Below are 25,594 nucleotides of genomic sequence, written 5' to 3' on the forward strand. Positions count from 1 at the left end.
ACCCCGGCAGGAGGCAGCAAGCTCATGCACCAGCAGCATCTGAACGAGGCAGCACGTTCATGAAGCAGCAACTGATCGTCTGCGGCACGGACACCGACGTGGGCAAGACGGTGGTCAGCGCCCTGCTGACCCTGGGGCTGGGCGCCCACTACTGGAAGCCGGTGCAGTGCGGGCTCGAGGGCGGCGGCGACCGTGACCGGGTGGGCCGGATGCTGGGGCTGACCGCCGCGCAGATCGAGCAGCGATTACTGCCGGAGGCCTACCGCTTCGCCGCGCCGGTCTCGCCCCACTGGGCTGCCGAGCTGGAAGGGGAGCATCTCGAGCGGGAGCGGCTGGATCTTCCCGCCGTGGACGGACCGTTGGTGGTGGAAACGGCCGGCGGGCTGCTGGTGCCCCTGCGCCGTGACCTGATGCAGATCGATCAGATCCAGCGCTGGGGGTTGCCGGTGGTGCTGGTGGCCCGCAGCGGACTGGGCACCCTCAACCACACCCTGCTGTCGGTGGAGGCGCTGCGGAGCCGCCAGATCCCCCTGCTGGGCCTCGTGCTCAACGGCCCCCCGCATGCCGACAATCCCGGCACCTTGGGCGAGCTGAGCGGTGCGCCGCTGCTGGGCTGCCTGCCGCCGCTGCCGCTGCTGGGGGCCGCCGCGCTGGCCGAGGCCTGGGAGACCAGCGGCCTCAGCAGCGCCCTCAGCAGCGCCCTCGGCGCCCCGTAACCTTGGCGCATGACCCGAAAGCACGCGCTGGTCAGCACTGTGGTGGCAGCGACCTGCACCGCCGTGCTGGTGATCTTCACCGACATCGAGATCTCGGTGGTGCGGTGGGTGAACTGCGGCCCCCTGGCCGCCGAAGGTGAGCGCGAAGCCCGCCGCTGCCGGTGAAGGCCGCCGTTCCTGCCCGATGAGCTGGCATCCCCATCTCTGGCATCCGACCACCCAGGTGGCCACGAGCGAGCCGCCGCTGCGGGCTGTGCGCGGCCGGGGCGCCCTGCTGGAACTCGATGACGGCCGCCAGCTGATCGACGCGATCAGTAGCTGGTGGGTGACCCTGCACGGGCATGCCGAGCCCACGATCGCGGCAGCGGTAGCCAGCCAGGTGGCGGAGCTGGAGCAGGTGATCTTCGCCAACTTCAGCCATCCCCAGGCCGAGCAGCTGGCCACAAGCCTCAGCGCCGCCAGCGGGCTGGAGCGGCTGTTCTTCTCCGATGACGGCTCCACGGCCGTGGAGGTGGCCCTGAAGATCGCCTGGCAGTGGTGGCTGAATCGTGGCGAGGACCGCCCGCAGTGGATCGCCTTTGACGGGGCCTACCACGGCGACACCTTCGGGGCGATGGCGATGGGGGAGCGGTCCCTGTTTTCGGCGCCCTTCGACCCGCTGCTCTGCCCGGTGGCGCGGGCCCCCTGGCCCTCCACCTGGTGGCACGATCCGCTGGTGGCAGAGAAGGAAGAGGCAGCGTTGCAGGCGCTCGAAAGCCTTCTGGAGCGTCCCACGGCGGCGGTGATCCTGGAGCCGCTCGTGCAGGGGGCCAGCGGCATGGCGATGGTGCGTCCCGGCTTTCTCCAGGCGGTGGAGCAGCGGGTGCGCCAGGCGGGCGCCCTGCTGATCGCCGACGAGGTGATGACCGGCTTCGGCCGCACCGGCGCGCTGTTCGCCTGCCGCAAGGCGGGGATCCGCCCCGACCTGGTGGCGCTCTCCAAAGGCCTCACCGGAGGCTTCCTGCCGATGGGGGTGACCCTGGCCAGCGAGCAGCTTTACCAGGGGTTCATCAGCGGGGACCCCACCCACACCTTCTTCCACGGCCACAGCTTCACGGCCAACCCGCTGGGCTGCGCCGCGGCCAACGCCAGCCTGGCCCTGCTGGCCGGAGCTCCGGAGCGGTATGCGGGCTTCGAAGCGCGGCACCGGCCGCATCTCGAAGCGCTCGCCGCCGATCCGCGCGTGGAGCGGCCGCGCCTGTGCGGCACCATCGCCGCCTTCGACCTCAAGGTGGCCGACCCCGGCTACCTGAACCGCAGCGGGCGGGTGCTGCAGCGCCTGGCGCTGGAACGGGGCGTGTTCATCAGGCCCCTGGGGCAGGTGGTCTATCTGCTGCCGCCCCTGTGCCTCACTGACGACCAGCTGGCCCACTGCTACGCCGTGATCCAGGAGGGTCTGGCCGCCCTGTGAGCGCGGCTCAGGGCCCGGCCAGGATCGCTGATTCCACATCGGCGCGGGTGAGGCCATAGGGAAACAGCCGCACCGTGCTGCGCCCGTCCTGGTGCCAGGTCACGCGGATGTCCTCGACCGCGAACTCGATCAAGGCACTCCAGTGCGGCTGATGAAGATCCCAGGAGCTGCGGTCACTGCGGCTGGGGCTCGCTCCCAGCTGCCGCAGCCATTGCTCCAGGGCCGGCAACGGATGGTTGTAGAGGGGCGTCTGAAGCGGAGGCAGGGCGTTCATCCCCAGCGGTATCACCGGATGGAGGGGCAGTCTGCACGGACACGGGCAACACCAGCAGATCAACTCCACGCCACCAGGCCAGACCAATCCCCAGCACCAGGCTGCACACCAGGGCGGCACCGAGCAGCACCAGCGCGAACCACTCACCGCCCGAAAGCGCCCGGCGTGCGGAGAGGGCGCGCTGCCCAGCGGGAACCCCCAGGCCGGGGGCGGCGGGGGCGGCCGTGGCCTGCTGGAGCGCTGCGGCTTTCTGCAGCTGCAGCAGCCGCAGCTGCCGGTCGTAGGCGTGGCGACTGTCGGGGTCGCTGAGGGTGGTGTAGGCCGTCTGCAGGCGCTGAAACTGCTGCTCTGCTTCCGCAGCCGGCAGAGTGGTGGTGTCGGGGTGGTAAAGCTTGCTCAAGGTGCGGAACGCCAGGCGCAGCTCCTGAGCCGTCGCCGTGGTCGACAGACGCAGCAACTGGTAGTGGGTCTGCCCCCCTCCTGGACGTTCGCCTGCAGCCACCAAGCCCGCACCGGGTCTGCGAGATCCTAGAGATCTCAGTCGGTTCTGCCGGCGCGGATGGTGACCTCCTAGGGAATGAACGCTCCGCTCGATCCCCCCAGCCCCCCGGTACAGGCCAGAGACCTGACGTCGATCTGGCCCGCACTCGGCTGGCAGCCCGACGCGGCGCAGTTGGGCGCACTCGAAGCGCTGCAGCAGGAGCTGCGCCAGTGGAATGGCCGCCTCAACCTCACCCGGCTGGTGGAGGGCGACGACTACTGGATCGCCCAGGTGTTCGACAGCCTCTGGCCCTGGCGCTCCCTGCTATGTAGCCCGGCGGCGCCGCTGCAGCTGGTGGACGTGGGCACCGGCGGCGGCTTCCCCGGCCTGGTGCTGGCGATCGCCCTGCCCCAGGCGCGGCTCACCCTGGTGGATTCGGTGGGCCGCAAGGCGGCGGCCGTACAGGCGATGGCCGCCGCGCTGGATCTGGGCGAGCGGGTGGTGGTGCGGTGCGAGCGGGCGGAGCTCACAGGCCACAGCCGTGATTGCCGCGGCCGCTTCGACTGGGCCCTGGCCCGCGCCGTGGCCGCGGCGCCGGTGGTGGCCGAATATCTGGTGCCGCTGCTCGGGCCCGGGGGCCAGGCGCTGCTCTACCGGGGCCAGTGGGGCGCCGAAGACCAGCAGGCCATGGAGCGGGCCGTGCTGCCCCTGCGGGCCGAGCTGCGGCGGGTGGAGCGGCAGGAGCTGCCGTCAGGCCGTGGTGTGCGCCATGCCGTGGTGGTGGCTTCCACTGGACCGTGCCCCAGGCTCTACCCCCGTCCCGTGGGCGTACCCGCCAAGCTGCCGCTGGGCTAGGCGGCCGCCTCCCCGGCCATCAGCCGCTGGTGCGGGGTACCTCCGAGCCGACGCCGCAGTCGGCGCAGCAGCTCGGGGATCTGGGCGGCCCAGGGGCTGGCCCGGAGAGCCGCCAACAACGCCGCCTCGCTCACCTCGGCATCGAGGGCATCGGCATTGGCACCGGGGAACCAGTGCCCCCCCTGCCCCAGCAGGCCGTAGCGAGCGCGGCCGAAGCTCTCGAGGTCCCAGGCTTCCAGCAGGTTGTACAGCCAGAGCAGCACCGGCACGTTGATGCCACCGGGGGTGTCGCTCCAGTCGGGCAGCCCCTCCTGCCAGCTGGCCAGCCAGGCAGCGCCGAGCGCATCGAGCCGCGCTTGTTCCAGCCGCTCCAGCACCGGCGGCAGCAGCTGATCAGCCTCGGGGAGCCGCTGCACAGCCTCCAGGTGCAGGTCGAGGTCCTGGGGGCAGGCCGCTCCGACGCTGAGTGTGTGCACGTCGGCGTTGGCGAGGCAGAAAAGATCGTTGAACACGATCGGATGCAGTGGCGCGCACAGCTCACACAGCCGCTCCGAGGGGCTGTGCAGGTGCCCCCCCTTGTCGGTGGGGCTGATCAGGAACACGCCCATGTCGTGGCGGCGGGCGGCCTCGATCGCCGCGCTGTTCTGCTGGCGGATGAAATACCAGTGCAGGTTGATGTAATCGAAGGCATCACTTTCGATCGCCTCCAGGATCAGCGGCAGCGGAGCATGGGTGGAGAAGCCGACAGAGCCGAGCCTGCCGTCGCGCTGCCAGCGGCGCACCACCTCCAGGCAGCCGCCCGGGCGCAGGGTCTGCTGCAGGTGCTCCGGCAGGTTGACGCCATGGATGGCCAGCAGATCGAGCCGCTCCACCTGGAGCCGCGCACAGCTGAGTTCCAGCTCAGCATCGAAGGCGGCGGGATCCTCGTGCGGCGGCACCTTGGTCTGGAGGATGCGCTGCGGATCCGGCGTGGGCCCCAGCAGCCAGCCCAGCTGCCGTTCAGAGGTGCCGTAGTGGCGCGCCGTTTCGATGTGATGCAGGCCATGGGCGCGGGCCCGCTCCAGGGTGGCCGCCACATTCGCCTGGCTGGCCGGGGTGATCTGGTCGCCGGGAAGGTCGCTCCAGCTCTGCTGGTAGCGCATGCCGCCGAGGGAAAGCACCGGCATGGGCAGACCGGTGCGGCCGAAACGGCGCGTGGGGATGGGCGGCATCACCGGTGCTGCTGCGGGACGGGTGGGGAGATTCAGGGCCGCGGCAGGGTGCGCTTGACCCGTGCCGCGCAGGGCAGGCCCAGAGGGTGAAGCTCCTGCTGGCGCAGTTGCTCCTCCAGCGCCGGGATCTCCTCGTAGGCCACCCAGTGAATGCAGTCGACCGGGCAGGTATCGATCGCTTCTTGAATCGTCTCGGTGCTATCACCGTCCTGACGGATCGCACGTGAGCGTCCCCACAGGGGCTCCACCAGAAAGGTGTTGCCGGCCACGTGGGCGCAGTAACGGCAGCCGATGCAAACGGCCTCGTCGACCCAGACGGCCCGCTGACGCAGACGCCCGCCCAGCAGCGGTTCACGCCCGGTGGGCACAGGGCGTGCCGTGGCCGCGGCCGTGAAAGCCAGCGAAGGATCAGCAGCTGCAGCAGCGCCCGGGACTGCAGCAAAGCTGGTGGCTGCCGTGGCGGACTGGGGCCGGTCAGGCGGCACGGACTCAGGCGTCCCAGCGGGACACGACCAACTCGATGCTGCCGTCGACGGCCTGGGTCTGCTCCGTGACCTGGAAGCCTTCCGCTGCCGAAGCGGCAAGAATGGAACGGAGTGCGTAGCGCTGGGTGACCTGGGCCAGGAAGCGCTCCACAGGCACGGGCTGCTTCCACAGATCGAGGTCGGTCACCAGCTCGTAGCTGTTGCTGGTGGCATTCCAGCGGAAGCCGATGTCGCCGCCACCACTTTGCGCCACGCAAAGGTCGGCGAGGACGGTCTGGCCGCGATAGCCGCGCACCGGACGCTCGCTCGGATCGGGCTCATGGCCGAGATCACGCAGGGCGCCGAGAAGGGCCTCACGGTCGCGGAGCTCGGTCTTGACGGTGCTGAAGTGCGACATCGAAACAGGGGGCGAACGGTGAAGGGTTCAGGCGGAACGCTGCTCGACCGGCAAAGCCGCCGAGGAGGTCTGGATCTGGCTCTGGAAGGCTTCCGCCGTGCTGCTGCGTTGCTGAACGCTGCCGAGGCTGGATTCGATCCGCTCGGTCAGCTGCTGGCAACCCTCACCACGAAATCCATGGACCAGCTCCTCGACGGTGCCGTCGGGCCGGATGCGAAATCGGATGGTGTGCTGAGCCATCCTGCGGCAGAAAGCGTGGCCGGATGCTAGCCGGATCGATCAAACCGTGCGGCGCTTCAGTTCAGCAGGCCCTCATCGACCAGTGTCTGCAACCGTTCCAGCACGGAGGGATCCTCCAGTTGCTCCAGGGCCACGCGGGCCTCGTCGCGCACGGTGGCGTCGTTGTCGTTCAGCAACACGTCCACAAGCACACCCACCAGCTCCGACTGGCGTGGGGGGACGAGATGGTCGTACAGGCGGCCGAGTGACCAGGCGCTGTTGCTGCGCACCACCGGCTCGCTGTCGATCCGCAGACTCAGCAGCAGCTGGGCAGCCGCCTGATCCGCCTTGGCCGCTCCCGTGCTGCCGGCGTCAGCCAGCGACCCGGCTGCCCAAAGGCGCACAGCGGCGATGTCGAGCTGAAGCGCCCGGATCAAGGGGTTGAGCACCGGCGCTTCCGGGTAATTGCCCAGACTCCAGGCCACCGCCTTGCGCACGTAACCGTTGGCATCGTCCTGAAGGAGGGCCAGCAAGGGCTCCACCGCCCGCGGATCGGGGTTGCGTCCGAGGGCGTACACCGCGCTCATCCGCAGGATCGGGCAGGTGGAAGCCAGCAGCGGCAGCAGCCGTGGCACGGCGCGAGGATCGCGGTGTTCGCAGAAGATGCGCAGCCCCTGCATGCACTGGTCGTGGCTGCCGGCCAGCAGCTCCAGGCCCAGATCGCACTCAGCGGCGATGTCGCCTTGGCCAGGCTCGAGCGTGTCGATGGCATCGAGCGGATCGAGAGCCAGTTCCTGAGCCAGCTCGCCGGCCAGCAGCTCCGGATCGAACGCCAGTTCCGCCGGGCTCCTTGAGAACGGCGGCACGGATTCGCTGCTGGCTTCGTCTTCCATGGGCACCAGACTGCCCCTCCTCATCCAATCGGCGCAGGCGCTGCCATGTCGCCGGGAAGCCAGATCCTCGCACTCACGGCGAACAGGGCCAGGCCGAAGAGCAGCACGATTCCGGCCGGCAGCAGGGTGGAGCGAAAGAACGACACGGAAAGTCCTGGTGGTGTTGGCATTCTGAAGGCATAGGGTTCGCCCAGTCGTGAACGGGACCCTTGCCGCCTGTTTCCAGCCCTGCCCCCACCATTCCGTCCTGGCGCCGGCTTGTGGCCGTGGCGGCCGCCGGTGTGGCCAGCGGTGCTCCCTACATGGTGGGCAGCCGCCTGCTGCAGGGCTGGCTGAGCGCCAGCCAGGTACCGCTGGGGTTGATCGGCCTGATTCCCCTGGCCGAATTGCCCTACACCTTGAAGCTGTTCTGGGCGCCGCTGCTGGATCGCTGGCCGATCCCCTGGCCCGACCGGCGCCGGGGCTGGTTGGTGCTGCTGCAGCTGGTGCTGGTGGTGGTCACCGCCGCGATGGCGCTGCTGCGGCCGAGCACCGACGCCACCAGCCTCGCCGCCATCGGCGTGATGGCGCTGGTGCTGGCGATCTGTAGCGCCACCCAGGACATCGCCGTGGATGCTTACCGGACCGACCTGCTGTCGGAACTGGAGCGGGGGCCCGGTGCGGCCGCCGCCTCGCTGGGCTACCGGGCGGCGATGCTGGCAGTGGGGGCAGGGGGATTCCTGCTGGCAGGGCGCTTCGGCTGGCCGGCGGCCTTTCTCGGCTCGGCGGTGCTGATCGCCGCCATGCTGCCGTTCACCCTGACGGCACCGCGGCTGCCCGCCATCGACCATCCGGTCACCAGCCTGCGCCAGGCGGTGCTGGGCCCAGCCCGGGAATTCCTGCGGCGCAGCGGCCCGAACCGCTCCTGGCAACTGCTGCTGCTGGTGCTGCTCTACCGCTGGCCGGATGGCCTGCTGAGCGCCATGGCGATCCCGTTCCTGACCAGCCAGGGCTTCAGCCCCGCCGACATCGGCCTGGTGCAAGGCGGCTGGGCGGTGGCCGCCACGATGGCGGGCACGGTGCTGGGGGGCGTGCTGTTCAGCCGGCTGGGCATGAACCGCTCCCTGTGGCTGTTCGCCGTCGCCGGGGCGCTAGGCAATCTCAGCTACTGGGCACTCGCCCAGTTCGGCGGCGGGCTGGCAGGGCTGATCACGGTGGTGAGCCTGGAGAATCTCTCCGGCGGGATGGTGGGCGCGGTGTTCGTGGCCCTGCTGATGAGCCTCTGCAACCCGCGCTTCTCCGCCACCCAGTACGCCCTGTTCTCCGGCGTCTACGCCATGAGCCGCTCGGTGCTGGCGGCACCCGCCGGGCTCGTGGCCGAGCGGGCGGGATGGGGACCGTTCTTCCTGTTCACCGTGGCGGCAGCGCTGCCAGCCTTCCTGCTGATGCTTCAGCTCACGCCCTGGAGCGAAGCGGAAGCCCGCGGGGCGTTCGATCCCTCCCGCGATGCCACCTGACGGGTGACCCACGGTCGTTGTTGGCTGGGGGTGAGAGCGGCCCTGATCCAGCGGCTTCAGCGTGCCTGGGTGAGGCCGTCTGCAAAAGACGCGCTGGCATGCCGTACAACGGCGGCGCGCCTGTCTCATCCACGCGCCACAGCGGCGTGGCCTCAGGGGAAAGGCCTCAGCCGGTCGGTGCCAACCGTCGCCGCAGTTGCCCGCAAGCGGCGTCCTGATCCAACCCCCGACTGGCCCTGACGCTCACGGCCACATGGCGGTCCTGGAGGGCACGCCGGAAGGCCTCGACCCGCTCCAGGCTGGGGCGTTGGAACTGCTCTTCCTCAATCGGGTTGTAAGGGATCAGATTCACGTGGCTCTGGAAACCGCGCAGCAGCTGGGCCAGGGCCACTGCCTGACGCGGGTGGTCGTTGAGCCCGCCCAGGAGGATGTACTCGAAGCTCACACGCCGACCGGTCAGAGCCACGTAGCGGCGGCAATCGTCCAACAGCCGTTCGAGTGGGTAGGCGCGGGCCGTGGGAATCAGCTGCTCCCGCAGCGACTGATCAGGCGCATGCAGGCTTACCGCCAGGGTGAACTGGGCGCGGCCGAGCCGTTCGAGGGCCCGCTCGGCCAGCTGCGGCAAGGTCTGGGCGACCCCAACGGTGCTCAGGGTGATCTGGCGCTGGGCCATGCCGAGATCAGTGCACAGGCAGTCGATCGCGCCGAGCACGGCCTCGATGTTGAGCAGCGGCTCACCCATGCCCATGAACACCACATGGCTGGGGCGCTCCCCCATCACCTCGCGCACCGTGAGCACCTGATCAACGATTTCATGCACCGCCAGGGAGCGATCAAGGCCGGCCTTGCCTGTGGCGCAGAAGCGGCAGGCCATCGGGCAGCCCACCTGGCTGGAGACGCAGACCGTGAGCCGGTCACGGCTGGGGATGCCGACGGTCTCGAGGCTCAGCCCATCGGCGGTGGCCAACAACAGTTTGGTGGTGCCGTCGCTGGCCACGCTGCGAATCAATTCGCGCGAACGGCCGATCGGATCGGCCTGCTCGACGTCGGGATTGCCGCCGAGCCGCTCACGCCAGAGCTTCGGCAGCACGGTGACATCGGCAAAGCGCCGGGCGCCCTTCGCGTAGATCCACTCGTGAAGTTGGCCGCCGCGGAAGGCGGGCTGGCCCTGGGCCACCGCCCAGGCTTCCAGGGCCTCAAGCTTGAGGCCCAGCAAGGGAACTGTGGGAGGAGCCGTCAGGGCCACACCAGCAGGCCATGACCCAGCTTCCACTCCACGGCCAGCAGGGCGATGAAGCCAAGCATGGCGAGGCGGCCGTTCAGCAGCTCGGTGTGGTGGTGGAAGCCGAAGCGCGGCAGGCGGCGCTGCGGGACGATCGGGGGTTGGAGAACCATGGATCAGTCGTCGCTCAGGAGACCTTCTTCCAGCAATCCTTCCACGGCGGCTGGATCAGGAATCAGCTCCTCTTCCAGACCTTCCTCGACACTGGGCCGGGCGAAGGCGGCAAAGGTGCTGGCCGTGGCTTCGATGCCCCGCTTGCTGCGCACCGCATCGAGCTCGTCCTCGGAGGGGTCATCGAGCACCGCGGGGGCGGCGACAGCCGTGGCGGCCGGCATCTCCACGGTGTAATCGGGACGCAGGTTGGCCACGCGGCGGTAACCGCCGGACTCCTCATCAAGAATGTCGGGATGGGGGCCAGCTTCGCTGCGCAGCTCTTCCTCGAAACCACCGAAGCCAGTACCGGCGGGGATGAGCCGACCAATGATGACGTTCTCCTTGAGCCCGCGCAGCCAGTCGCTCTTGCCTTCGATCGCTGCTTCGGTCAGCACCCTGGTGGTTTCCTGGAAGCTGGCGGCAGAGATGAAGCTGTCGGTGTTGAGCGACGCCTTGGTGATACCCAGCAGCACTGGTGTGAACTCCGCGGGAGCACCACCGGTGATCGCCATCGCCTGGTTCACCTGCTCCACCTGGCGCAGTTCGATCAGTTCGCCCGGCAGCAGGGTGGTGTCACCGGCATCTTCGATGCGCACCTTGCTGGTCATCTGACGGACGATGACTTCGATGTGCTTGTCGTCGATGGTGACGCCCTGGGATTTGTACACGTTCTGCACTTCCTGCACCATGCGGAACTGAAGCTTGGAGATGGCTTCCTGAGCCGCTTCCATCGAAGGCTTGCGGGAACGCAGATCCTCGAAGTAGCACTCGAGCAGTTCGTGTGGGTTGATCGGGCCGTCGGTGAGCATCTCACCGGCACTCACCTGCTGCGCGTCGTTGACCATGGCATTGCGGCCATGGGAGAGCTGGTAGTCGGTCTGGGCGTCGTCGGATTCGATCACCGTCACCGTCACAGTGTCGTCGTCTTCGCCCTGCTTGATCTGCACCGTGCCCGACCTGCGCGAGAGCACCGCTGATTCACGTGGACGGCGGGCTTCGAGCAGTTCTTCGATGCGGGGCAGACCCTGAACGATGTCACCCGTTTTCTGGCGCTCAAACACCAGCAGCGCCAGAGCATCACCGCGCTGCACCAGTTCACCGTCGCGGACGTGCAGGACCGAATCGGGGGACACCATGTAGGGGCGGCCGAGACGGATCGTGATCGTGCTGCCGCTGATCGCCTCCACCTGGCCGCAGCAGTCGGCGCGGATGCCTTCGGCGAGGAGCTCACCATCGACGAGGCGCTGACCGACCGTGACTGCGATCGCGGCCGAGCCGCAGTCGACGTCTTTGGTGTCGTGAGCACGCTCGACGATCAGACGGCGGACGGGCTCCCCATCCACCGGGTCAGGCAGCTGAACCAGGCCGTTCTCCTTGCAGAGGATCTGGGTGGTGGCGACCACGTCGCCGCTCTTGACGGCCACGCCGTCCTCAACCTGGAGCTTGGTGTGGGTGGAGCCGTGGCTGGCGTCGGAGAGGGTGTCGCGGCGCACGAGCAGGGTTTCGAGAATCACCAGCTGCAGGCGTTCGATCGTCTTGGCACGTTTGTCGGGCACCACTTCCACATCCACCGTCATCTGGGGGGTGGTGTCGAAGGTTTCAAGAATCAACTGGGTGCGCAGCAGTTCTACGCCCTCCACCGACTTGATCACCTCACCGTCTTTGTAGGTGAGACGCTGGGTGGCTTTGAGACCGAGCGACGGTCCGCCGTTCTGCTTGATGGTACCCAGTTCAGGAAGGTGGGCCTGATCGGGAATGGTGTATTCCTCCACCGGACGCAGCAGCAGCGCTCCTCCTTCGGGAGTATCCACTGCCTCGACATACACCATCGCCTCGGTGACAAGGCCCGGAGCGATTTCCTCCCCAGGATTGTGCAGCTTGCCTTCATCGGCGTAGCGGCCCAGCACCTTGCTGTCCGAGACAAGGTGGAGAGTGCCGGAGCGAACGATGATCTCGCGAAGGATGTCGTTCTTCTGGGTGACGGTGACGATGCCAGCGATCTGGCTGAAGATGTCCTTGACGACTTCAGTGCCGGCTTCAATCCACTGGCCGTCCTCAATCATCAACAGGGAGATGTCCTTGTTGATCTCATGGGTTTCGGTGGGAATCCACAGCAGGGTGCCGCCTTTGGACACCTCGTAGCCGTTCTTGGCCGACCGGGCCTTCTTGATCGAGAGGCCGGGGGCGTACTTCACCATGCCGCCCGTCTGGGTACGGAAGCGGTCATCTGCCAGCTCGGCAATCACTTCGCCGGTGCCGATCTTGCTGCCAGGGTGGGTGCGCACCACGTAGCGGGAATTGTCCTTGCCTTCCAGGTGCCAGGTTTCCCCCGAATGGGTGGATTCATGCACCAGCTTGCAATCCTTGAGGGTGAGGCTCGCGGTGACGATCTGCACTTCACGCGAATCGCCCGCCGATTCCCGCAGGCGCACAGCACCACCGTGCTCACTGACGAGCCGGCTCTCGGCGAGCACATCGCCGGTGGTGACGGGCTTGTTGCCGGCCACCACGGGCTGGGCATTGGGAGGAAGGTTGTACACATCGCCGGCCAGCACCCACATCCGGCCCAGGCGCTGAGCCTTGAGGGTGATGTTGCCCTGGCGGTCGGTGACTTCCCGAGGTTGGATCACGTCCTCATAGCGCACCTGCCCGGCCAGGTCACAGATCACGTCTTTGGTTCCCTTCTCCACGCTCTTCTTGACGGACGTGCCGGCCGAGATCTGGGCCAGGACCGTGTCCGCCGGGATCGATTGGCCGTTGGAGACGAACAGGATGGAGCCGCTAGTGACATCCACCTTCTGCACCTTGCCCTTGGCACTCGGAATCACCGAAAGGGTGAAATCGGTTTCGGCGATCTGAGCCTCCACGCCATGGGGCGTGCGGTGCTGACGCACCCGGGCCTTGGGGCCGAATTCCGCCACCCCTTCCAGCAGCGAGCGCACCACGCCAGTTTCGGCCGTGGACACACCACCAGTGTGGAAGGTGCGCATGGTGAGCTGGGTGCCGGGCTCACCGATCGACTGAGCAGCGATGATGCCGACGGCTTCACCCAGATCCACCAGCTGGTTGTGGGCCAGAGCCCAGCCGTAGCACTTGCGGCAAACCGAACGGGCGGCCTCACAGGTGAGCGGAGAGCGCACCAGCACGGTGCGCACACCGGCGGCTTCGATCAGCGCCGTGATCGGCTTATCGATTTCGCCATCACGCTCGACCAGCACCTCGCCGGAGGAAGCCACCACGGGCTCCGCGGCCAGGCGGCCGACCAGCTTGGCCTGGAAACGGCCCTTTTCATCGGCCTGAATGGGGATGCCGCGGGTGGTGCCGCAGTCGTCTTCCCGCACGATCACGTCCTGGGCCACGTCCACCAGACGGCGGGTGAGGTAGCCGGAGTCGGCGGTACGCAGAGCCGTGTCCACCAGACCCTTGCGGGCGCCGTAGGACGAGATCACGTACTCGGTGACCGTGAGCCCTTCGCGGAAGTTGGTGCGGATCGGCAGGTCAATGATCTCCCCCTGAGGGTTGGCCATCAGGCCGCGCATGCCCACCAACTGCCGCACCTGGGACATGTTGCCCCGGGCGCCGGAGTTGGCCATCATCCAGACGGAGTTGAGCGGGTCGTTGTCGTTGAAGTTCTTCTTGACTTCCTCGACCAGACGCTCGTTTGTTTCGGTCCAGGTGTCGATCACCTTGGTATGGCGCTCCACCTCGGTGATTTCGCCGAGCCGATAGCGTTCTTCGGTATCGGTGATCTGCTGCTCGGCTTCCTCGAGGAGGCGCACCTTCTGAACCGGAATCCGCAGATCTTCCACCGAGATCGACACGGCCGCCTGAGTGGCGTAGTGGAAGCCAAGGTCCTTCAGCTCATCCGCCATCGAGGCGGTGGCCGCTGTGCCGTGGTGCTTATAGGCCCACGCCACCAGGTTGCGCAACGCCTTCTTGTTGATCTCCTTGTTGATGAAGCGGGGGGCTTCTTTGGTCAGGGGAGCGTTGCGGCGACCCTGATCGGACGTGGAGGTGGAAGGTGTGCTGGTCATGGGGGGGCGCGGAGGAAGGCGGGTGGAGGAGGGCAGAAACAACTCGGGCGGAACTGAGCCTTCAGACGGCGGCCACCGCATCGATGATGGTGACGTTCATCACGACGCGGCCGACAGTGGTGAGCAGGTAGCGGCTGATGAGAGCACCGTCTTCATCGAAGCGGTCGCGGCGGTATTTCCATTGCTCGATGCGGGTGCCATCGCTGAGCGTTTCCTGCTTGAGGGGAACATCACTTTCGTCCTCGTCGTCGATCTCACCGGAGAAGCGAACCCACACCCAGTTGTGCAGGGCGAGGTGCTTCTCATCGAAGGCATTGAGCACATCGGCCAGGCCAGCGAAGGTGCGGCTCCTGTCACCGAAGGCCGGCTTCGCCTCATTGCGATCGAGAGCCGTGAGGTAGTAGATGCCCAGCACCATGTCCTGGGAGGGGGTGATGATCGGCTCGCCGGTGGCCGGCGAGAGGATGTTGTTGCTGGCCAGCATCAACATGCGAGCCTCCGTCTGAGCTTCGATCGCCAGTGGCACGTGCACGGCCATCTGGTCACCGTCGAAGTCGGCGTTGAACGCAGGGCACACCAGCGGGTGCAGCTGGATGGCGCGACCATCCACCAGCTTGGGCTCGAACGCCTGAATGCCGAGACGGTGCAGCGTGGGGGCCCGGTTCAGCAGGATCGGGTGACCTTCAATCACCTCCTGAAGCACCTGCATCACTTCGTCGTCGGCGCGCTGAATCAGCTTCTTGGCCGCCTTGATGTTATTGACGATGTTCTGACGGATCAGCCGGTGGATCACGAACGGCTGGAACAGCTCGATCGCCATCTCCTTGGGCAGACCGCACTGATGCATCTTCAGCTTGGGGCCCACCACGATCACGGACCGGCCGGAATAGTCGACCCGTTTGCCCAGCAGGTTCTGGCGGAAGCGCCCCTGCTTGCCCTCAATGATGTCGCTGAGGGACTTGAGCGGCCTGTTGTTGGCGCCCACCACGGTGCGGCCCCTGCGGCCGTTGTCGATCAGGGCATCGACAGCCTCCTGCAGCATCCGCTTTTCGTTGCGGACGATGATCTCGGGAGCCAGGATCTCCTGCAGCCGCGCCAGGCGGTTGTTGCGGTTGATGACCCGGCGGTAGAGATCGTTGAGGTCGGAGGTGGCGAAACGGCCACCATCGAGCTGCACCATCGGGCGCAGATCCGGCGGAATCACGGGGATGGCATCAAGCACCATCCACTCCGGCCGGGCATTGGTGGCGATGAAGTTGTCGATCACCCGCAGGCGCTTGATCAGCTTGGCCCGCTTCTGACCCTTGCTGCCGGCGATGTCCTCGCGGAGCTGTTCAGCGATCTCGGTGAGGTTGAGGTCGACAAGCAGCTGCTTGAGAGCTTCCGCACCGATGCCCACGATGGGCTCGTTCTCGATCTCCGAGTCCTCGGCGTAGATCTGATCCTCGATCTCCAGCCACTCATCTTCCGTGAGCAGTTGCTTGTAGGTGAGGTCCTTGTGGTCGCCCTTTTCGAGCACCACGTAGCAGTTGAAATAAACGATCTGCTCCACATCCCGCAGGGGCATGTCCAGCAGGATCGCCACGTAGCTGGGGATCCCCTTCAGATACCAAACGTGCGACACCGGAGCCGCCAGCTTGATGAAGCCCATGCGGTGACGACGCACCCGGCTCTCGGTGACCTCCACCCCGCAGCGCTCACAGACGATGCCGCGGTGGCGCACCCGCTTGTACTTGCCGCAATGGCACTCCCAATCCTTGGAAGGGCCGAAGATCTTTTCGCAGAACAGCCCGTCCATCTCGGGCTTGAGCGTGCGGTAGTTGATCGTCTCAGGCTTGGTGACCTCACCGACCACCTGACCGTTCGGCAGGGTGCGTTGCCCCCACTGCATGATCCGCTCGGGGGAGGCGAGCGTGATCTTGACGTAGTCGAAGTGGTTTTCGGTGCGGAGGTTGCTGTTGGTCATGGCCGGGGTGTCGCGCGGACGTCAAGGAGTACGGAACGGATCAGGCGTGGATCTTCAGTCGTCGTCGAAATCCGCGACGCCGAGCGACTCGTAGGTGGGCCGGTTGGGGGTGCTGCGGCGAGGATTGACGTCCTGCATGAGGTCAACCTCGACGCCTTCGTCGGTGTACACCGCGATGTCCAGACCCAGGGACTGGAGCTCGCGCATCAGCACCTTGAACGACTCAGGTGTGCCGGGGCGAGGGATGGGCTTGCCCTTGACGATGGCGTTGAGCGCCTCGTTGCGGCCCTGCATGTCGTCGGACTTGACGGTGAGCAGCTCCTGCAGCGTGTACGCGGCGCCGTAGGCCTCCAGGGCCCAGACCTCCATTTCCCCGAGCCGCTGGCCGCCCTGTTGGGCTTTGCCGCCGAGAGGCTGCTGGGTGACGAGCGAGTAAGGGCCGGTGGAGCGGGCGTGGATCTTGTCGTCGACAAGGTGCACCAGCTTGAGGATGTGGGCATAGCCCACGGTGACCGGTTGGTCGAACTTCTCGCCGGTGCGACCGTCGATCAGCTGGATCTTGCCGGGGTTCTCGGGGTCATAGACCCAGTCTTTGCCGGGTTGATTGGCAGCTTCTTCGAGGTACTTCTGCACGGTGTTCTTGGAGGTTTCATCCCCGTGCATCTCATCGAAGGGCACCACCTTCACGCGGCAACCCAGGTGGGAGGAAGCCCAGCCCATCAGGCACTCGAACACCTGGCCGACGTTCATCCGGGAGGGCACACCCAGCGGGTTCAGCACGATGTCGATGGGGGAACCATCGGGAAGGTAGGGCATGTCTTCACGGGGAAGAATGCGGCTGATGATGCCCTTGTTGCCGTGGCGACCGGCCATCTTGTCGCCCACCTGAATCTTGCGGCGCTGGGCCACATAGACGCGCACCACCATGTTCGCGCCCGGCGGCAGTTCATCGCCCTGCTCGCGGGTGTAGATGCGCACGTCCACCACGCGGCCCCGTTCGGTGTTGGGCACCCTCAGAGAGTTGTCGCGCACATCGCGAGCCTTCTCACCGAAGATCGCACGCAGCAGCTTCTCTTCCGGCGGCTGATCGGATTCCCCTTTGGGCGTGACCTTGCCGACGAGGATGTCACCCGATTCGACATAAGCGCCGATACGGATGATGCCCATTTCATCGAGATTACCGAGGCTCTCTTCCGCCACATTGGGGATTTCCCGCGTGATCTCCTCGGGTCCGAGCTTGGTCTGGCGGGCTTCGATCTCGTACTTCTCGATGTGCACCGAGGTGTAGAGGTCGTCCTGCACGAGCCGTTCGCTCACCAGGATGGCGTCTTCGTAGTTGTAGCCCTCCCAGGGCATGTAGGCGATCAGCACGTTCTGGCCCAGGGCAATCTCACCCCCCTCGCAGGCAGATCCATTGGCCAGCACCTGGCCGGCGATCACCGCATCACCCTGCTTGACGATCGGGCGCTGGTTCAAGCAGGTGTCCTGGTTGGAGCGCTGGTACTTCTGCAGCAGGTGGGGATGGTCGACACCGTCGACATCGCGGATCACGATCGCCGTGGCATCCACGAAGGTGACCACACCGTTGACACGGGTGATCGGCACCATGCCGGAGTCGCGCGCGACCTGGGTTTCCAGACCAGTGCCCACCAGCGGCCGCTCGGGCCGGAGCAGGGGGACCGCCTGACGCTGCATGTTCGAGCCCATCAGGGCACGGTTGGCGTCGTCGTGCTCCAGGAAGGGGATCAAGGAGGTGGCCACCGAAATCACCTGCACCGGCGACAGCTGGACGTAGTCCACCTGGGTGGGAGGAACGGTTTCGAAATCCTGGCGGTAGCGGACCGGAACCAGTTCGGCCTGAATGCGTCCCTCGGCGTCGGTGGCCACGTCGCCAGGAGCAACGCGACACTCGTCTTCGAGGTCGGCCGAGAGATAGATCGGGTCGCCCTGCTTCAGGACGATGCCATCCTCAACGCGCCAGAAGGGAGTTTCGATGAAGCCGTATTCGTTAACCCGCGCGTGGGTGGCGAGCGAGCCGATCAGACCGGCGTTCGGCCCTTCCGGCGTCTCGATCGGGCAGATGCGGCCGTAGTGGGAGGGGTGAATGTCACGCACGGCGAAGCCGGCGCGCTCCCGCGTGAGGCCCCCAGGGCCGAGGGCGCTGATGCGGCGTTTGTGGGTGAGCTCGGCCAGAGGATTGGTCTGGTCCATGAACTGGCTGAGCTGGCTGGAGCCGAAGAACTCCTTGATCGCCGCCACCAGGGGCTTGGGGTTCACCAGCTGAGCCGGGGTGAGCGACTCGGTCTCACCGACGGTCATGCGCTCCTTGATGATCCGCTCCAGCCGGTTGAGGCCGACGCGCACCTGGTTCTGGAGCAGCTCGCCCACCGAGCGGACACGGCGATTGCCGAGGTGATCGATGTCGTCGACTTCGTAGCCGGGCTGTCCGAGCTGCAGGCCGATCAGGTAGTCAAGGGTGGAGAGCAACTCCTCCTTGGTGAGCACCCGGGTTTCGTCGGGAACCGTGAGCCGGAGCTTCTTGTTGATCTTGTAACGGCCGACCCGGCCGAGGTCGTAGCGCTTGGCATCGAAGAAGCGGGAATCCAGCAACTGCTGGCCACCGCTTACCGACGGGGGCTCGCCTGGACGCAGCTTCTTGTAGAGCTCCAGCAGAGCCTGATCCTGGGAGGTGATCAGCTCGACGTTGGTGGCTGTTTCGATCGTCTTGCGGTAATAGTCGGGGTGCCGCAGTTTGTCGAGCACGTCGACGTCTGAGAGGCCCATGGCCCGCATCAGCACGTGAGCGTTGATCTTGCGGGTCTTGTCGACCCGGACGTGCATGAGCTCGTTCTTATCGGTTTCAAACTTCAGCCAGGCACCGCGGTTGGGGATGACACTGGCGTTGTAGGTCTTGCGACCGGTCTTGGGGTCGGGCTCTTCCTTGAAGTAGACGCCGGGGCTGCGCACGATCTGGTTGACGATCACGCGCTCAGCGCCGTTGATGATGAAGGTGCCGCGCTCGGTCATCAGCGGCAGCTCACCGATGAAGACCTCCTGCTCCTTGATCTCACCGGTTTCCTTGTTGACCAGCCTGCAGGTGACATACATCTGCGAGGCGAACGTGGCGTCACGACGCTTGGCGTCTTCCACATCGTGGCGGGGGCGCTTCAGCCGGTATTGATCGCCGACGAAATGCAGCTCAAGCTTTCCCGTGTAGTCGGTGATCGGGGAGAAGCTGTCGAGCTCCTCGATCAGCCCTTTCTCCAGGAACCATTTGAAGCTCGCCCTCTGTACCTCCACGAGATCGGGCAGGTAAGTGGCGGTCTTGGCGACCTGGATCGCGCTGCTCATGCGGGGACCTGCAGTACGGAGGGGGAGGAGTGACCTGGAACGGGGGCGTCAGCGGCTTGAAATGCCCTGGGGGGCTCAAGACAAGGGGGAATGAGCCGCCTGCGCGCTGGAAACGGGCGGATCAGGCGGGTGGGGCCGGAAGGGGCGGCCCGCCTGAATCCGGCCTATGGAGCTCGGTTCAAGACTGCTGACGTCGACAATGGAGCGCTCGCTCTGCCAGACCAATAAAACATCATACACATTGAGGAATGGATGTCACAGGAAGTCGAAAAAGACCTACCGCATTGGCGGTGCTGCAAGCCGCCACTTCTGTGAGGGTTTCCCCGCGCAACACAGCCATCCGCTCGGCCACTGAGGCCACAAAGGAGGGTTCATTGCGCTTGCCCCGACGGGGGACCGGTGCGAGGAACGGGCAATCGGTTTCCACCAGATAGCGGTCGGCCGGCACCTGGCGGGCACAGGCGTGGGTGGCTTCGGCTTTGGCGAAGGTGACGGTGCCGCTGAAGCTGATCAGCAGCCCCAGCTCCAGAAAACCTTCCATTTCTTCAGGGGTTCCGCCCCAGCAGTGCATCACCCCGCGGGGGCAGCGTCCTTCGCTCTGCCGGGCTCGCAGCTCGGCCAACATGGGTTCGGCCGCATCGCGGCAGTGGATGATCACCGGGAGATCCAGCTCCACGGCCAGGTCCAGCTGCGGACGCAGGATGTCAAGCTGCACCTGAAGATTGGTGGCGCGGAAGCTGTCAAGGCCCAGCTCCCCGATCGCCACCACCCGCCCATCGGCCTGAGCGGCAGCGCGCAGCACCGCGGGGGTGTCGTCCTGCCAATGCTCGGTGTCGAGCGGATGAACCCCCACGGAGTAGCGCAGCTCAGGGATGCGATCGGCAAGGGCGCGAATCGCCGGAATCTCGGCAGGTTCGACGCAGGCGTGAAGCACGGAGACCACCCCGGCCTGGCGCCAACGCTGAATCACTTCCTCGAGATCGTGCTCGAAGTTGCGAAACACCAGATGGCAGTGGCTGTCGATCAGTGCTGGCGTGGTCAGTGCTGGCGCGGACTGGCCTGTCATGACGGCGGCGTGGAAGGGCAGCGGCGTAGACCGGACAGAGAGGTGGAGACGAGGTAGTGCCCTGGACTGCAAGGAGCCCTGCAGGGGAGGGCAGCTTGGAGGAGGGGGTGGCACCTGTAGGACATCTGCCGGGGCTGCAGTGCCTGCAAGCTCAGGCAGTGAGCTGCGCTGATGGACAAAGGAGAGAAACCCCGGCGGGCGATCAGGCCTTCGGGGCTGTCGCCGGCTCGATCGCCTGTTTCACGGCGTGGCTGAGCCGGGACTTCTGGTTGGCGCCGGTGTTGCGGTGAAGAACGCCGCGCTTGACGGCCTTGTCGATCTTACTGAAGGCCGCATTCATGGAGCTGCGAACCGCTTCCTTGGCCTCATCGCCAGGCTGCTGCTCGTAGCTGGAGACGGCGGTGAGGCAGCGCTTCATGAGCGTGCGCACAGCCGACTTATAGGAGCGGTTCTTCAGCCAGTTGCGCTCGGCAACCAGGATGCGCTTCTTCGAGGATTTGTTATTGGCCACAGGCGGGTTCGGCGCTGAATCGGCAGTCGCTGATCCTACCTTCAACCCTGCCGACCTGCCCAGGGGCGGGGATCTAGCCTCAACCGACACGCACGAGGCCCCCGGTGACCAACGCACCAGCAGCTCTGGCGATGCAGGTGCTCCAGGAACCGGAGGCGATCGGCAGCCGGCTGGAGGAGATCGCCCAGCGCACCGGCAGCGCCGAGATGAGCGAGGCCGCACGGCAGGTGGACGCGATCCTCGAGCGGGTGCGCCTGGAAGGGGATCAAGCGCTGCTGGATCTCACCGAACGCTTCGATGGTGTGCGGCCCGACCCCCTGCGCATTCCGGCGGAAACGCTCGCCGAAGCCTGGCGCACCTGCCCCGCAGACCTGCGCAGTGCCCTGGAGCTGGCCCATCGCCGCATCCTCGATTTCCACCAGCGCCAGCTGCCCCGCGACATCAGCGTCAGCGGCGTGCATGGCGAGCGCCTGGGCCGGCGCTGGAGCCCGGTGGATCGGGCCGGGCTGTATGTGCCTGGCGGCCGGGCCTCTTACCCCAGCACCGTGCTGATGAATGCGGTCCCCGCCACTGTGGCGGGCGTTCAGCGCCTGGTGATGGTGACCCCACCGGGTCCCGACGGCTGGCCCAACCCGATCGTGCTGGCAGCGGCCCACCTGGCCGGCATCCGTGAGATCTACCGCGTCGGAGGGGCCCAGGCGATCGGGGCGCTCGCCTACGGCACGGATTCGATCCCGCGCGTGGATGTGATCACCGGCCCGGGCAACCTTTACGTGACCCTGGCCAAGAAAGCGGTGTACGGCCGGGTGGCGATCGATTCCCTCGCCGGCCCGAGCGAGGTCCTGGTGATCGCCGACCAGAGCGCCAATCCCACCCATGTGGCGGCCGATCTGCTGGCGCAGGCGGAGCACGACCCGATGGCGGCGGCAATCCTGCTTACCACCAGTGCCGCCGTGGCCAAGGCCGTGCAGCATGAGGTGGAAGCCCAGTTGCGCAACCACCCCCGGGCGGAACTGGCGGCCACCGCCCTGCGCGACTGGGGGCTGATCGGCATCTGCGCATCGCTGGAAGAGGCGGCTCGGCTCAGCGACCGCTTCGCTCCGGAACACCTTGAGCTGCTGGTGGAGCGGCCAGCCCCACTGGCCGACCACATCCGTCATGCCGGAGCGATCTTCCTCGGCCCCTGGAGCCCTGAGGCGGTGGGCGACTACCTGGCCGGCCCCAACCACACCCTGCCCACTTCAGGCACGGCCCGCTTCGCCGGCGCCCTCAGCGTGGAAACCTTTCTCCGCCACACCAGCCTGATCCAGTTCAACCGCCAGGCCCTGGAGGCCACCGGCCCCGCCGTGATCGCCCTGGCGGACAGTGAAGGCCTGCACAGCCATGCGGAATCGGTGCGGCTGCGGCTGAACTGAAGCCCGCCGCAACCGCTCTTGTCACACCGCCACAACCGCTGACGCCGGTCAGCGCTTCGGCAGGTCTTTCACCTCGGGCACGCCATCGGTGATCTGACCCACCAGCACCTGGTCGGCCAGGTTGACGAACAGACCGTTTTCAAGCACGCCGGGGATGTTGTTGATCTCCTGCTCCAGCGAAACCGGGTCGCCGATCCCGCCGGGGAACTTCAGGTCGAGCACGAGATTGCCCTGGTCGGTCACCACCGGGCCGGCCTTGCGCACGGCCATGCGCAGCTCCACCTCCGCGCCGATCACCTCCAGCTCCGACTTCACCTGACGCCAGGCGGCGGGCAGCACCTCCACCGGCAGAAGAAAACCCAGATTGAGCCGTTCCACGAGCTTGGTGGAATCCACCACCACAACGAAGCGCTGGGCACGGCGCGCCACCAGCTTTTCCTGCACATGGCAGGCACCGCCGCCCTTGATCAGCTGGAAGTTGGGGTCGACTTCATCGGCACCGTCGATCGCCAGGTCGATCCGCTCCACCGCGTTGAGGCTCTGCAGCGGGATGCCGAGCTCCGCAGCCAGCACTTCGCCTTGAAACGACGTGGTCACGCCCACGATGTCGGTGAGTTCACCCCGGCTGAGCTTGGCGCCCAGCTCCTTGATCATCAAGGCAGCCGTGGAGCCTGAGCCCAGACCCAGCACCATGCCATCCCGGATCTGGTCAACGGCCGCAGCAGCCACCGCCTGCTTCATGCGGTCCTGCAGATCTGACATCGAAGGCGCGCCAAAGGCCGTGACCGTAGCAAGGGCGCTGCCAGGCTCAGGCGGGGTGGGGCAGGGCGCCGGGACGGATCGAGAGCTGCAGTTCGCGGGCACCACGCACCACTTTCAGCGGCAGGCTTTCTCCGACCTTGGAAGCCTCCACCTGCTCCAGCAGGCTGGCTGGATCCCGCACCGGCCGATCGGCCGCCGCCACCACCAGGTCGCCGCGGCGCAGGCCGGCGGTTTCGGCCGGGCTGTCGGGCAGCACACGCTGCACCAACGCGCCATCGCGCTCCGGCAGCTGGAGAATCGCATCGGGATCACGGTTGTTGTCACGGGCGCGGCGGGCAGTGAGCGGCACCAGCTGGAGGCCCAGGTAGGGATGCACCACCTGGCCACCGGTGCGCAGCTGGTCGGACACCCGCCGGGCCAGGTTGATCGGGATGGCGAAGCCCAGACCCGCACCGGGACCGGAGCGCACCAAGGTATTGATGCCGATCACCTCTCCGCTGGCATTGATCAGTGGCCCCCCGGAATTGCCGGGATTGATGGCGGCGTCGGTCTGGATCAGATCAAGCCGCTTGTCGGCGAAGCCAAGGCTGGTGATGTTGCGGTGCAGGCTGCTGACGATGCCGAGTGTGACCGTGCGCTCCAGTCCGTAGGGGCTGCCCAGGGCGATGGCCCAGTCACCCACTTCCAGGGCCTCGGAATCACCAAGGGGAGCGGCAACCAGATCGGGCGAGGCGTCGATGCGCACCACCGCCAGGTCGGTGACCGGATCGGCGCCCACCACCCGGCCATCCAGCTGGCGGCCGTCAGCGAGGGTGACCTCCACCAGATCGGCCCGATCCACCACATGGGCGTTGGTGAGCACCAACCCGGAGGCATCGATCACCACGCCGGAGCCCTGACCCCGCTCCCGGGTGCTGCTGGAGGGGTCACCGAAGAGATCACGCAGCAATGGATCGAGCAAGGCGGGGTCGAAGGCCTGGCGCGCCACACTGCGCTCGGTGTCGATCCGCACCACCGATTCCCCCACCCGCCGGGCGGCCTGCGACACGAAGCTGTGGGGTGGAACCATCGCAGCCGCTGGGGACGGGGCACTGGGAGGCGCGGCCGTATCGGCTCCGGCTGTGCTGGCTGCAGCCGTGTTGGACGTAGCTGGGACCGGGACGGTGGCCGCTGGCGCCGCCGCTGAGGGGGGGGCGACGGCCAGGGCGGATCCCGGGCCCGCCGTGATCAGCAGCAAGGCCAGCGGCAAGGCCAACAGGCGCAGCCACAGGGTACGGAGCACGCTGGAGTCGGAGGACACGGGCCCGAGACGTGAGGCCACTGACGCTAGGGGGGTGACGCTTCACTCGCTGGCGCCGAGCCGGGGGCGGCGGCGGCAGGCCAGCGCCGCAGTTGCTGCTGCCAGCGGCCGTCCGGGGCCAGCTCCCAGACGCGCCCGCCGGGATCGCAGGCACGGCCCAGCGGGCAGGCCTGCACCGCCTCAAACTGGCGGTGGGTGGAAGGACACCCCAGCAGCTGCACGTCGGGCCGGCCGGGCAGCACCCCCCGCCAGTGCTGATGGATGTGCCCGAAGGTGACCGCCCTGAGCCAGGGGCAGGCCGCCAGCAGCTCAAGCAGGGCAGCAGGGTGCCGCAGGGCGATCCCATCCATGACGCCGTGGCCGATGGGCACCGGCGGATGGTGCAGGGCCACCAGCAGGGGGCGGTCGGCCGCTTGCAGTTGCGCTTGCAGCCAGCGCAGCTGATCCGGGCCGAGCCCACCATCGACGCGGCCAGCCAGGTGGGTGTCAATCATCAGCAGCCGCCATTCACCCAGATCGACGGCGGCCGGTGCGATCACGGCCTGCCGGCCCAACGCTGCCCGCAACAGGGCCGGGTGGTCGTGGTTGCCGGGCAGCAGCGCCACCGGCCAGCCCCGGGCGCTCAGCAGCTGGCCCAACCGCACATAGCCACCCCACGACTCGTCCTGGCAGAGGTCGCCGCTGATCAGCAGCAGATCGAAGGGAGCTTCGCCCGGCGCAAGGGCCTGCTCCAGCGCACTGGCCAGCGACGCGTTCGGCTGAAAGCCATGAAGCCAGCCGTGCGGATCGGCGAGCAGATGGGGGTCACTGAGCTGAAGGAGGCGCACAGCTGGCAACGGGAACTTTTTGACGTCGCACCTTTTCGACGTCGCAACAGTGGGGCCCGGGCCCGCAGATAGCAGCCTAAGTTGCCTCCAACCGCCGCCATGCCATGGCTTCGATCCCCCCCGGCACCCGCGTGCGCTGCGCACTTTGTCAGGTGGAGATCCAGGGGATGGTCGGTGGCAATGACCAGGTGCTCTTCAGCCAGGGCGCTCCCGGCACCCGCGCCAAGCTCTGGGCGAGGGTCTGCCAATACGTGAAGGAGCCGCAGCGCTGCATCAACCAGGACGCGGCCCTGCGCGGTGAAGCAGGGGTGGACGACTTTTACGGGGAGGCCCCCAGCCTCGGCCTGTTCGGCGGCGCCCCGAGCACCAGCCTGGGCACCACGGAGTGAGGCGTCGCCTGGCCGCTGGGCGGTGCTGGAGCACCGACCTCTAGGATGACGAAGTGCCCGG

General features: G+C 67.0%; 25 protein-coding genes. 7 read left to right on the forward strand and 18 right to left on the reverse strand.

Annotated elements, in window-relative coordinates; translation table 11 throughout:
• Nucleotides 1-59 precede the first annotated feature (59 nt).
• Genes bioD through bioA form a run of 3 tightly spaced genes read left to right on the forward strand, consistent with a single transcriptional unit; the run spans nt 60 to nt 2,166 of the window.
• Nucleotides 60-716: a dethiobiotin synthase gene (bioD, locus tag KQ303_RS01585; protein ID WP_259728867.1), complete on the forward strand. Its 657-nt coding sequence runs from the start codon at nt 60-62 to the stop codon at nt 714-716.
• Nucleotides 717-725: 9 nt separating this feature from the next.
• On the forward strand, nt 726-881 hold the full coding sequence (locus tag KQ303_RS01590) for a hypothetical protein (RefSeq protein WP_259728868.1): 156 nt from the start codon (nt 726-728) through the stop codon (nt 879-881).
• Between the two features lie 19 nt (nt 882-900).
• Nucleotides 901-2,166 (forward strand): adenosylmethionine--8-amino-7-oxononanoate transaminase, encoded by a 1,266-nt coding sequence (gene bioA, locus KQ303_RS01595; RefSeq protein ID WP_259728928.1) that lies wholly within the window; start codon nt 901-903, stop codon nt 2,164-2,166.
• Between the two features lie 7 nt (nt 2,167-2,173).
• Here the strand turns inward: bioA and KQ303_RS01600 are convergent, their stop codons facing one another.
• Together KQ303_RS01600 and KQ303_RS01605 are read right to left on the reverse strand one after the other, a co-directional pair.
• A complete protein-coding gene (locus KQ303_RS01600; protein ID WP_094510223.1) occupies nt 2,174-2,440 on the reverse strand; it encodes a DUF3143 domain-containing protein in 267 nt (88 codons plus the stop codon).
• Nucleotides 2,340-2,942: a J domain-containing protein gene (locus tag KQ303_RS01605; RefSeq protein WP_259728929.1), complete on the reverse strand. Its 603-nt coding sequence runs from the start codon at nt 2,940-2,942 to the stop codon at nt 2,340-2,342. The genes KQ303_RS01600 and KQ303_RS01605 overlap by 101 nt, the downstream gene beginning before the upstream one ends.
• A 75-nt stretch (nt 2,943-3,017) precedes the next feature.
• Between KQ303_RS01605 and rsmG the strand changes: the two genes are divergently transcribed.
• Nucleotides 3,018-3,776: a 16S rRNA (guanine(527)-N(7))-methyltransferase RsmG gene (rsmG, locus tag KQ303_RS01610; protein ID WP_259728869.1), complete on the forward strand. Its 759-nt coding sequence runs from the start codon at nt 3,018-3,020 to the stop codon at nt 3,774-3,776.
• Here rsmG and KQ303_RS01615 read toward each other — a convergent pair.
• The 6 genes from KQ303_RS01615 to KQ303_RS01640 form a co-directional block, all read right to left on the reverse strand.
• On the reverse strand, nt 3,773-4,987 hold the full coding sequence (locus KQ303_RS01615; protein ID WP_259728870.1) for an aldo/keto reductase: 1,215 nt from the start codon (nt 4,985-4,987) through the stop codon (nt 3,773-3,775). The two genes, rsmG and KQ303_RS01615, sit on opposite strands and share 4 nt — an antisense overlap.
• A gap of 32 nt (nt 4,988-5,019) precedes the next feature.
• Nucleotides 5,020-5,388: a ferredoxin gene (locus KQ303_RS01620; protein ID WP_255140986.1), complete on the reverse strand. Its 369-nt coding sequence runs from the start codon at nt 5,386-5,388 to the stop codon at nt 5,020-5,022.
• An 88-nt stretch (nt 5,389-5,476) separates the two neighbouring features.
• Nucleotides 5,477-5,869 carry a DUF1257 domain-containing protein gene (locus KQ303_RS01625; RefSeq protein WP_094510220.1) on the reverse strand — a complete coding sequence of 131 codons (393 nt, stop codon included), beginning with the start codon at nt 5,867-5,869 and terminating at the stop codon, nt 5,477-5,479.
• Between the two features lie 27 nt (nt 5,870-5,896).
• Entirely contained in the window at nt 5,897-6,109 is a 213-nt protein-coding gene (locus KQ303_RS01630) for a DUF2997 domain-containing protein (protein ID WP_259728871.1), read from the reverse strand.
• A gap of 56 nt (nt 6,110-6,165) precedes the next feature.
• Complete coding sequence (locus tag KQ303_RS01635) at nt 6,166-6,981, reverse strand: HEAT repeat domain-containing protein (RefSeq protein WP_094510218.1); 816 nt, start codon at nt 6,979-6,981, stop codon at nt 6,166-6,168.
• Between the two features lie 20 nt (nt 6,982-7,001).
• A complete protein-coding gene (locus KQ303_RS01640) occupies nt 7,002-7,127 on the reverse strand; it encodes a hypothetical protein (protein WP_255099860.1) in 126 nt (41 codons plus the stop codon).
• Between the two features lie 63 nt (nt 7,128-7,190).
• Between KQ303_RS01640 and KQ303_RS01645 the strand changes: the two genes are divergently transcribed.
• Nucleotides 7,191-8,477, forward strand: coding sequence for an AmpG family muropeptide MFS transporter (locus KQ303_RS01645; protein WP_259728872.1), 1,287 nt, complete (start codon nt 7,191-7,193; stop codon nt 8,475-8,477).
• Between the two features lie 166 nt (nt 8,478-8,643).
• Here the strand turns inward: KQ303_RS01645 and rlmN are convergent, their stop codons facing one another.
• The 7 genes from rlmN to rpsT form a co-directional block, all read right to left on the reverse strand.
• Nucleotides 8,644-9,693: a 23S rRNA (adenine(2503)-C(2))-methyltransferase RlmN gene (gene rlmN, locus KQ303_RS01650; RefSeq protein ID WP_259728873.1), complete on the reverse strand. Its 1,050-nt coding sequence runs from the start codon at nt 9,691-9,693 to the stop codon at nt 8,644-8,646.
• Between the two features lie 20 nt (nt 9,694-9,713).
• Nucleotides 9,714-9,872 (reverse strand): chlorophyll a/b-binding protein, encoded by a 159-nt coding sequence (locus tag KQ303_RS01655; RefSeq protein WP_094510217.1) that lies wholly within the window; start codon nt 9,870-9,872, stop codon nt 9,714-9,716.
• A 3-nt stretch (nt 9,873-9,875) separates the two neighbouring features.
• Entirely contained in the window at nt 9,876-13,946 is a 4,071-nt protein-coding gene (locus KQ303_RS01660) for a DNA-directed RNA polymerase subunit beta' (RefSeq protein WP_259728874.1), read from the reverse strand.
• A gap of 61 nt (nt 13,947-14,007) precedes the next feature.
• The gene (locus KQ303_RS01665; RefSeq protein WP_094510215.1) at nt 14,008-15,912 is read right to left on the reverse strand and encodes a DNA-directed RNA polymerase subunit gamma; all 1,905 of its coding nucleotides are present in this window, start codon (nt 15,910-15,912) and stop codon (nt 14,008-14,010) included.
• Between the two features lie 54 nt (nt 15,913-15,966).
• Nucleotides 15,967-19,263 carry a DNA-directed RNA polymerase subunit beta gene (rpoB, locus tag KQ303_RS01670; protein ID WP_094510214.1) on the reverse strand — a complete coding sequence of 1,099 codons (3,297 nt, stop codon included), beginning with the start codon at nt 19,261-19,263 and terminating at the stop codon, nt 15,967-15,969.
• Between the two features lie 232 nt (nt 19,264-19,495).
• Nucleotides 19,496-20,329, reverse strand: a complete 834-nt coding sequence (locus KQ303_RS01675; protein ID WP_259728875.1) for a TatD family hydrolase — start codon at nt 20,327-20,329, stop codon at nt 19,496-19,498.
• Nucleotides 20,330-20,531: 202 nt separating this feature from the next.
• Nucleotides 20,532-20,840, reverse strand: a complete 309-nt coding sequence (gene rpsT, locus KQ303_RS01680; protein WP_094510212.1) for a 30S ribosomal protein S20 — start codon at nt 20,838-20,840, stop codon at nt 20,532-20,534.
• Nucleotides 20,841-20,971: 131 nt separating this feature from the next.
• Here rpsT and hisD point away from each other — a divergent pair, with 131 nt between their 5' ends.
• Nucleotides 20,972-22,255 carry a histidinol dehydrogenase gene (gene hisD, locus KQ303_RS01685; protein ID WP_094510427.1) on the forward strand — a complete coding sequence of 428 codons (1,284 nt, stop codon included), beginning with the start codon at nt 20,972-20,974 and terminating at the stop codon, nt 22,253-22,255.
• A gap of 48 nt (nt 22,256-22,303) precedes the next feature.
• Here hisD and rpiA read toward each other — a convergent pair whose 3' ends face one another.
• The 3 genes from rpiA to KQ303_RS01700 form a co-directional block, all read right to left on the reverse strand.
• The gene (gene rpiA, locus KQ303_RS01690) at nt 22,304-23,017 is read right to left on the reverse strand and encodes a ribose-5-phosphate isomerase RpiA (protein ID WP_259728876.1); all 714 of its coding nucleotides are present in this window, start codon (nt 23,015-23,017) and stop codon (nt 22,304-22,306) included.
• Nucleotides 23,018-23,063: 46 nt separating this feature from the next.
• Entirely contained in the window at nt 23,064-24,086 is a 1,023-nt protein-coding gene (locus tag KQ303_RS01695) for a trypsin-like peptidase domain-containing protein (RefSeq protein ID WP_259728930.1), read from the reverse strand.
• 257 nt (nt 24,087-24,343) lie between these two features.
• Complete coding sequence (locus KQ303_RS01700; RefSeq protein ID WP_259728877.1) at nt 24,344-25,144, reverse strand: metallophosphoesterase; 801 nt, start codon at nt 25,142-25,144, stop codon at nt 24,344-24,346.
• Between the two features lie 104 nt (nt 25,145-25,248).
• Between KQ303_RS01700 and KQ303_RS01705 the strand changes: the two genes are divergently transcribed.
• Nucleotides 25,249-25,533 (forward strand): hypothetical protein, encoded by a 285-nt coding sequence (locus KQ303_RS01705; RefSeq protein WP_094510209.1) that lies wholly within the window; start codon nt 25,249-25,251, stop codon nt 25,531-25,533.
• Nucleotides 25,534-25,594 lie beyond the last annotated feature (61 nt).

Origin of the sequence: Synechococcus sp. CS-1333, from assembly GCF_025128015.1 — a bacterium.
Lineage (GTDB): Bacteria > Cyanobacteriota > Cyanobacteriia > PCC-6307 > Cyanobiaceae > MW101C3.

What these genes read in the sequence shown, in the direction of transcription:
- KQ303_RS01695 (WP_259728930.1), bottom strand. Translation starts at nt 24,086, where the DNA reads ATGGTTCCACCCCACAGCTTCGTGTCGCAGGCCGCCCGGCGGGTGGGG.
- KQ303_RS01655 (WP_094510217.1), bottom strand. Translation starts at nt 9,872, where the DNA reads ATGGTTCTCCAACCCCCGATCGTCCCGCAGCGCCGCCTGCCGCGCTTC.
- KQ303_RS01705 (WP_094510209.1), top strand. Translation starts at nt 25,249, where the DNA reads ATGGCTTCGATCCCCCCCGGCACCCGCGTGCGCTGCGCACTTTGTCAG.
- KQ303_RS01625 (WP_094510220.1), bottom strand. Translation starts at nt 5,869, where the DNA reads ATGTCGCACTTCAGCACCGTCAAGACCGAGCTCCGCGACCGTGAGGCC.
- KQ303_RS01675 (WP_259728875.1), bottom strand. Translation starts at nt 20,329, where the DNA reads ATGACAGGCCAGTCCGCGCCAGCACTGACCACGCCAGCACTGATCGAC.
- rpoB (WP_094510214.1), bottom strand. Translation starts at nt 19,263, where the DNA reads ATGAGCAGCGCGATCCAGGTCGCCAAGACCGCCACTTACCTGCCCGAT.
- rsmG (WP_259728869.1), top strand. Translation starts at nt 3,018, where the DNA reads ATGAACGCTCCGCTCGATCCCCCCAGCCCCCCGGTACAGGCCAGAGAC.
- KQ303_RS01600 (WP_094510223.1), bottom strand. Translation starts at nt 2,440, where the DNA reads ATGAACGCCCTGCCTCCGCTTCAGACGCCCCTCTACAACCATCCGTTG.
- KQ303_RS01615 (WP_259728870.1), bottom strand. Translation starts at nt 4,987, where the DNA reads ATGCCGCCCATCCCCACGCGCCGTTTCGGCCGCACCGGTCTGCCCATG.
- bioD (WP_259728867.1), top strand. Translation starts at nt 60, where the DNA reads ATGAAGCAGCAACTGATCGTCTGCGGCACGGACACCGACGTGGGCAAG.
- rpiA (WP_259728876.1), bottom strand. Translation starts at nt 23,017, where the DNA reads ATGTCAGATCTGCAGGACCGCATGAAGCAGGCGGTGGCTGCTGCGGCC.
- KQ303_RS01660 (WP_259728874.1), bottom strand. Translation starts at nt 13,946, where the DNA reads ATGACCAGCACACCTTCCACCTCCACGTCCGATCAGGGTCGCCGCAAC.
- hisD (WP_094510427.1), top strand. Translation starts at nt 20,972, where the DNA reads ATGCAGGTGCTCCAGGAACCGGAGGCGATCGGCAGCCGGCTGGAGGAG.
- KQ303_RS01590 (WP_259728868.1), top strand. Translation starts at nt 726, where the DNA reads ATGACCCGAAAGCACGCGCTGGTCAGCACTGTGGTGGCAGCGACCTGC.
- bioA (WP_259728928.1), top strand. Translation starts at nt 901, where the DNA reads ATGAGCTGGCATCCCCATCTCTGGCATCCGACCACCCAGGTGGCCACG.
- KQ303_RS01630 (WP_259728871.1), bottom strand. Translation starts at nt 6,109, where the DNA reads ATGGCTCAGCACACCATCCGATTTCGCATCCGGCCCGACGGCACCGTC.
- KQ303_RS01635 (WP_094510218.1), bottom strand. Translation starts at nt 6,981, where the DNA reads ATGGAAGACGAAGCCAGCAGCGAATCCGTGCCGCCGTTCTCAAGGAGC.
- KQ303_RS01665 (WP_094510215.1), bottom strand. Translation starts at nt 15,912, where the DNA reads ATGACCAACAGCAACCTCCGCACCGAAAACCACTTCGACTACGTCAAG.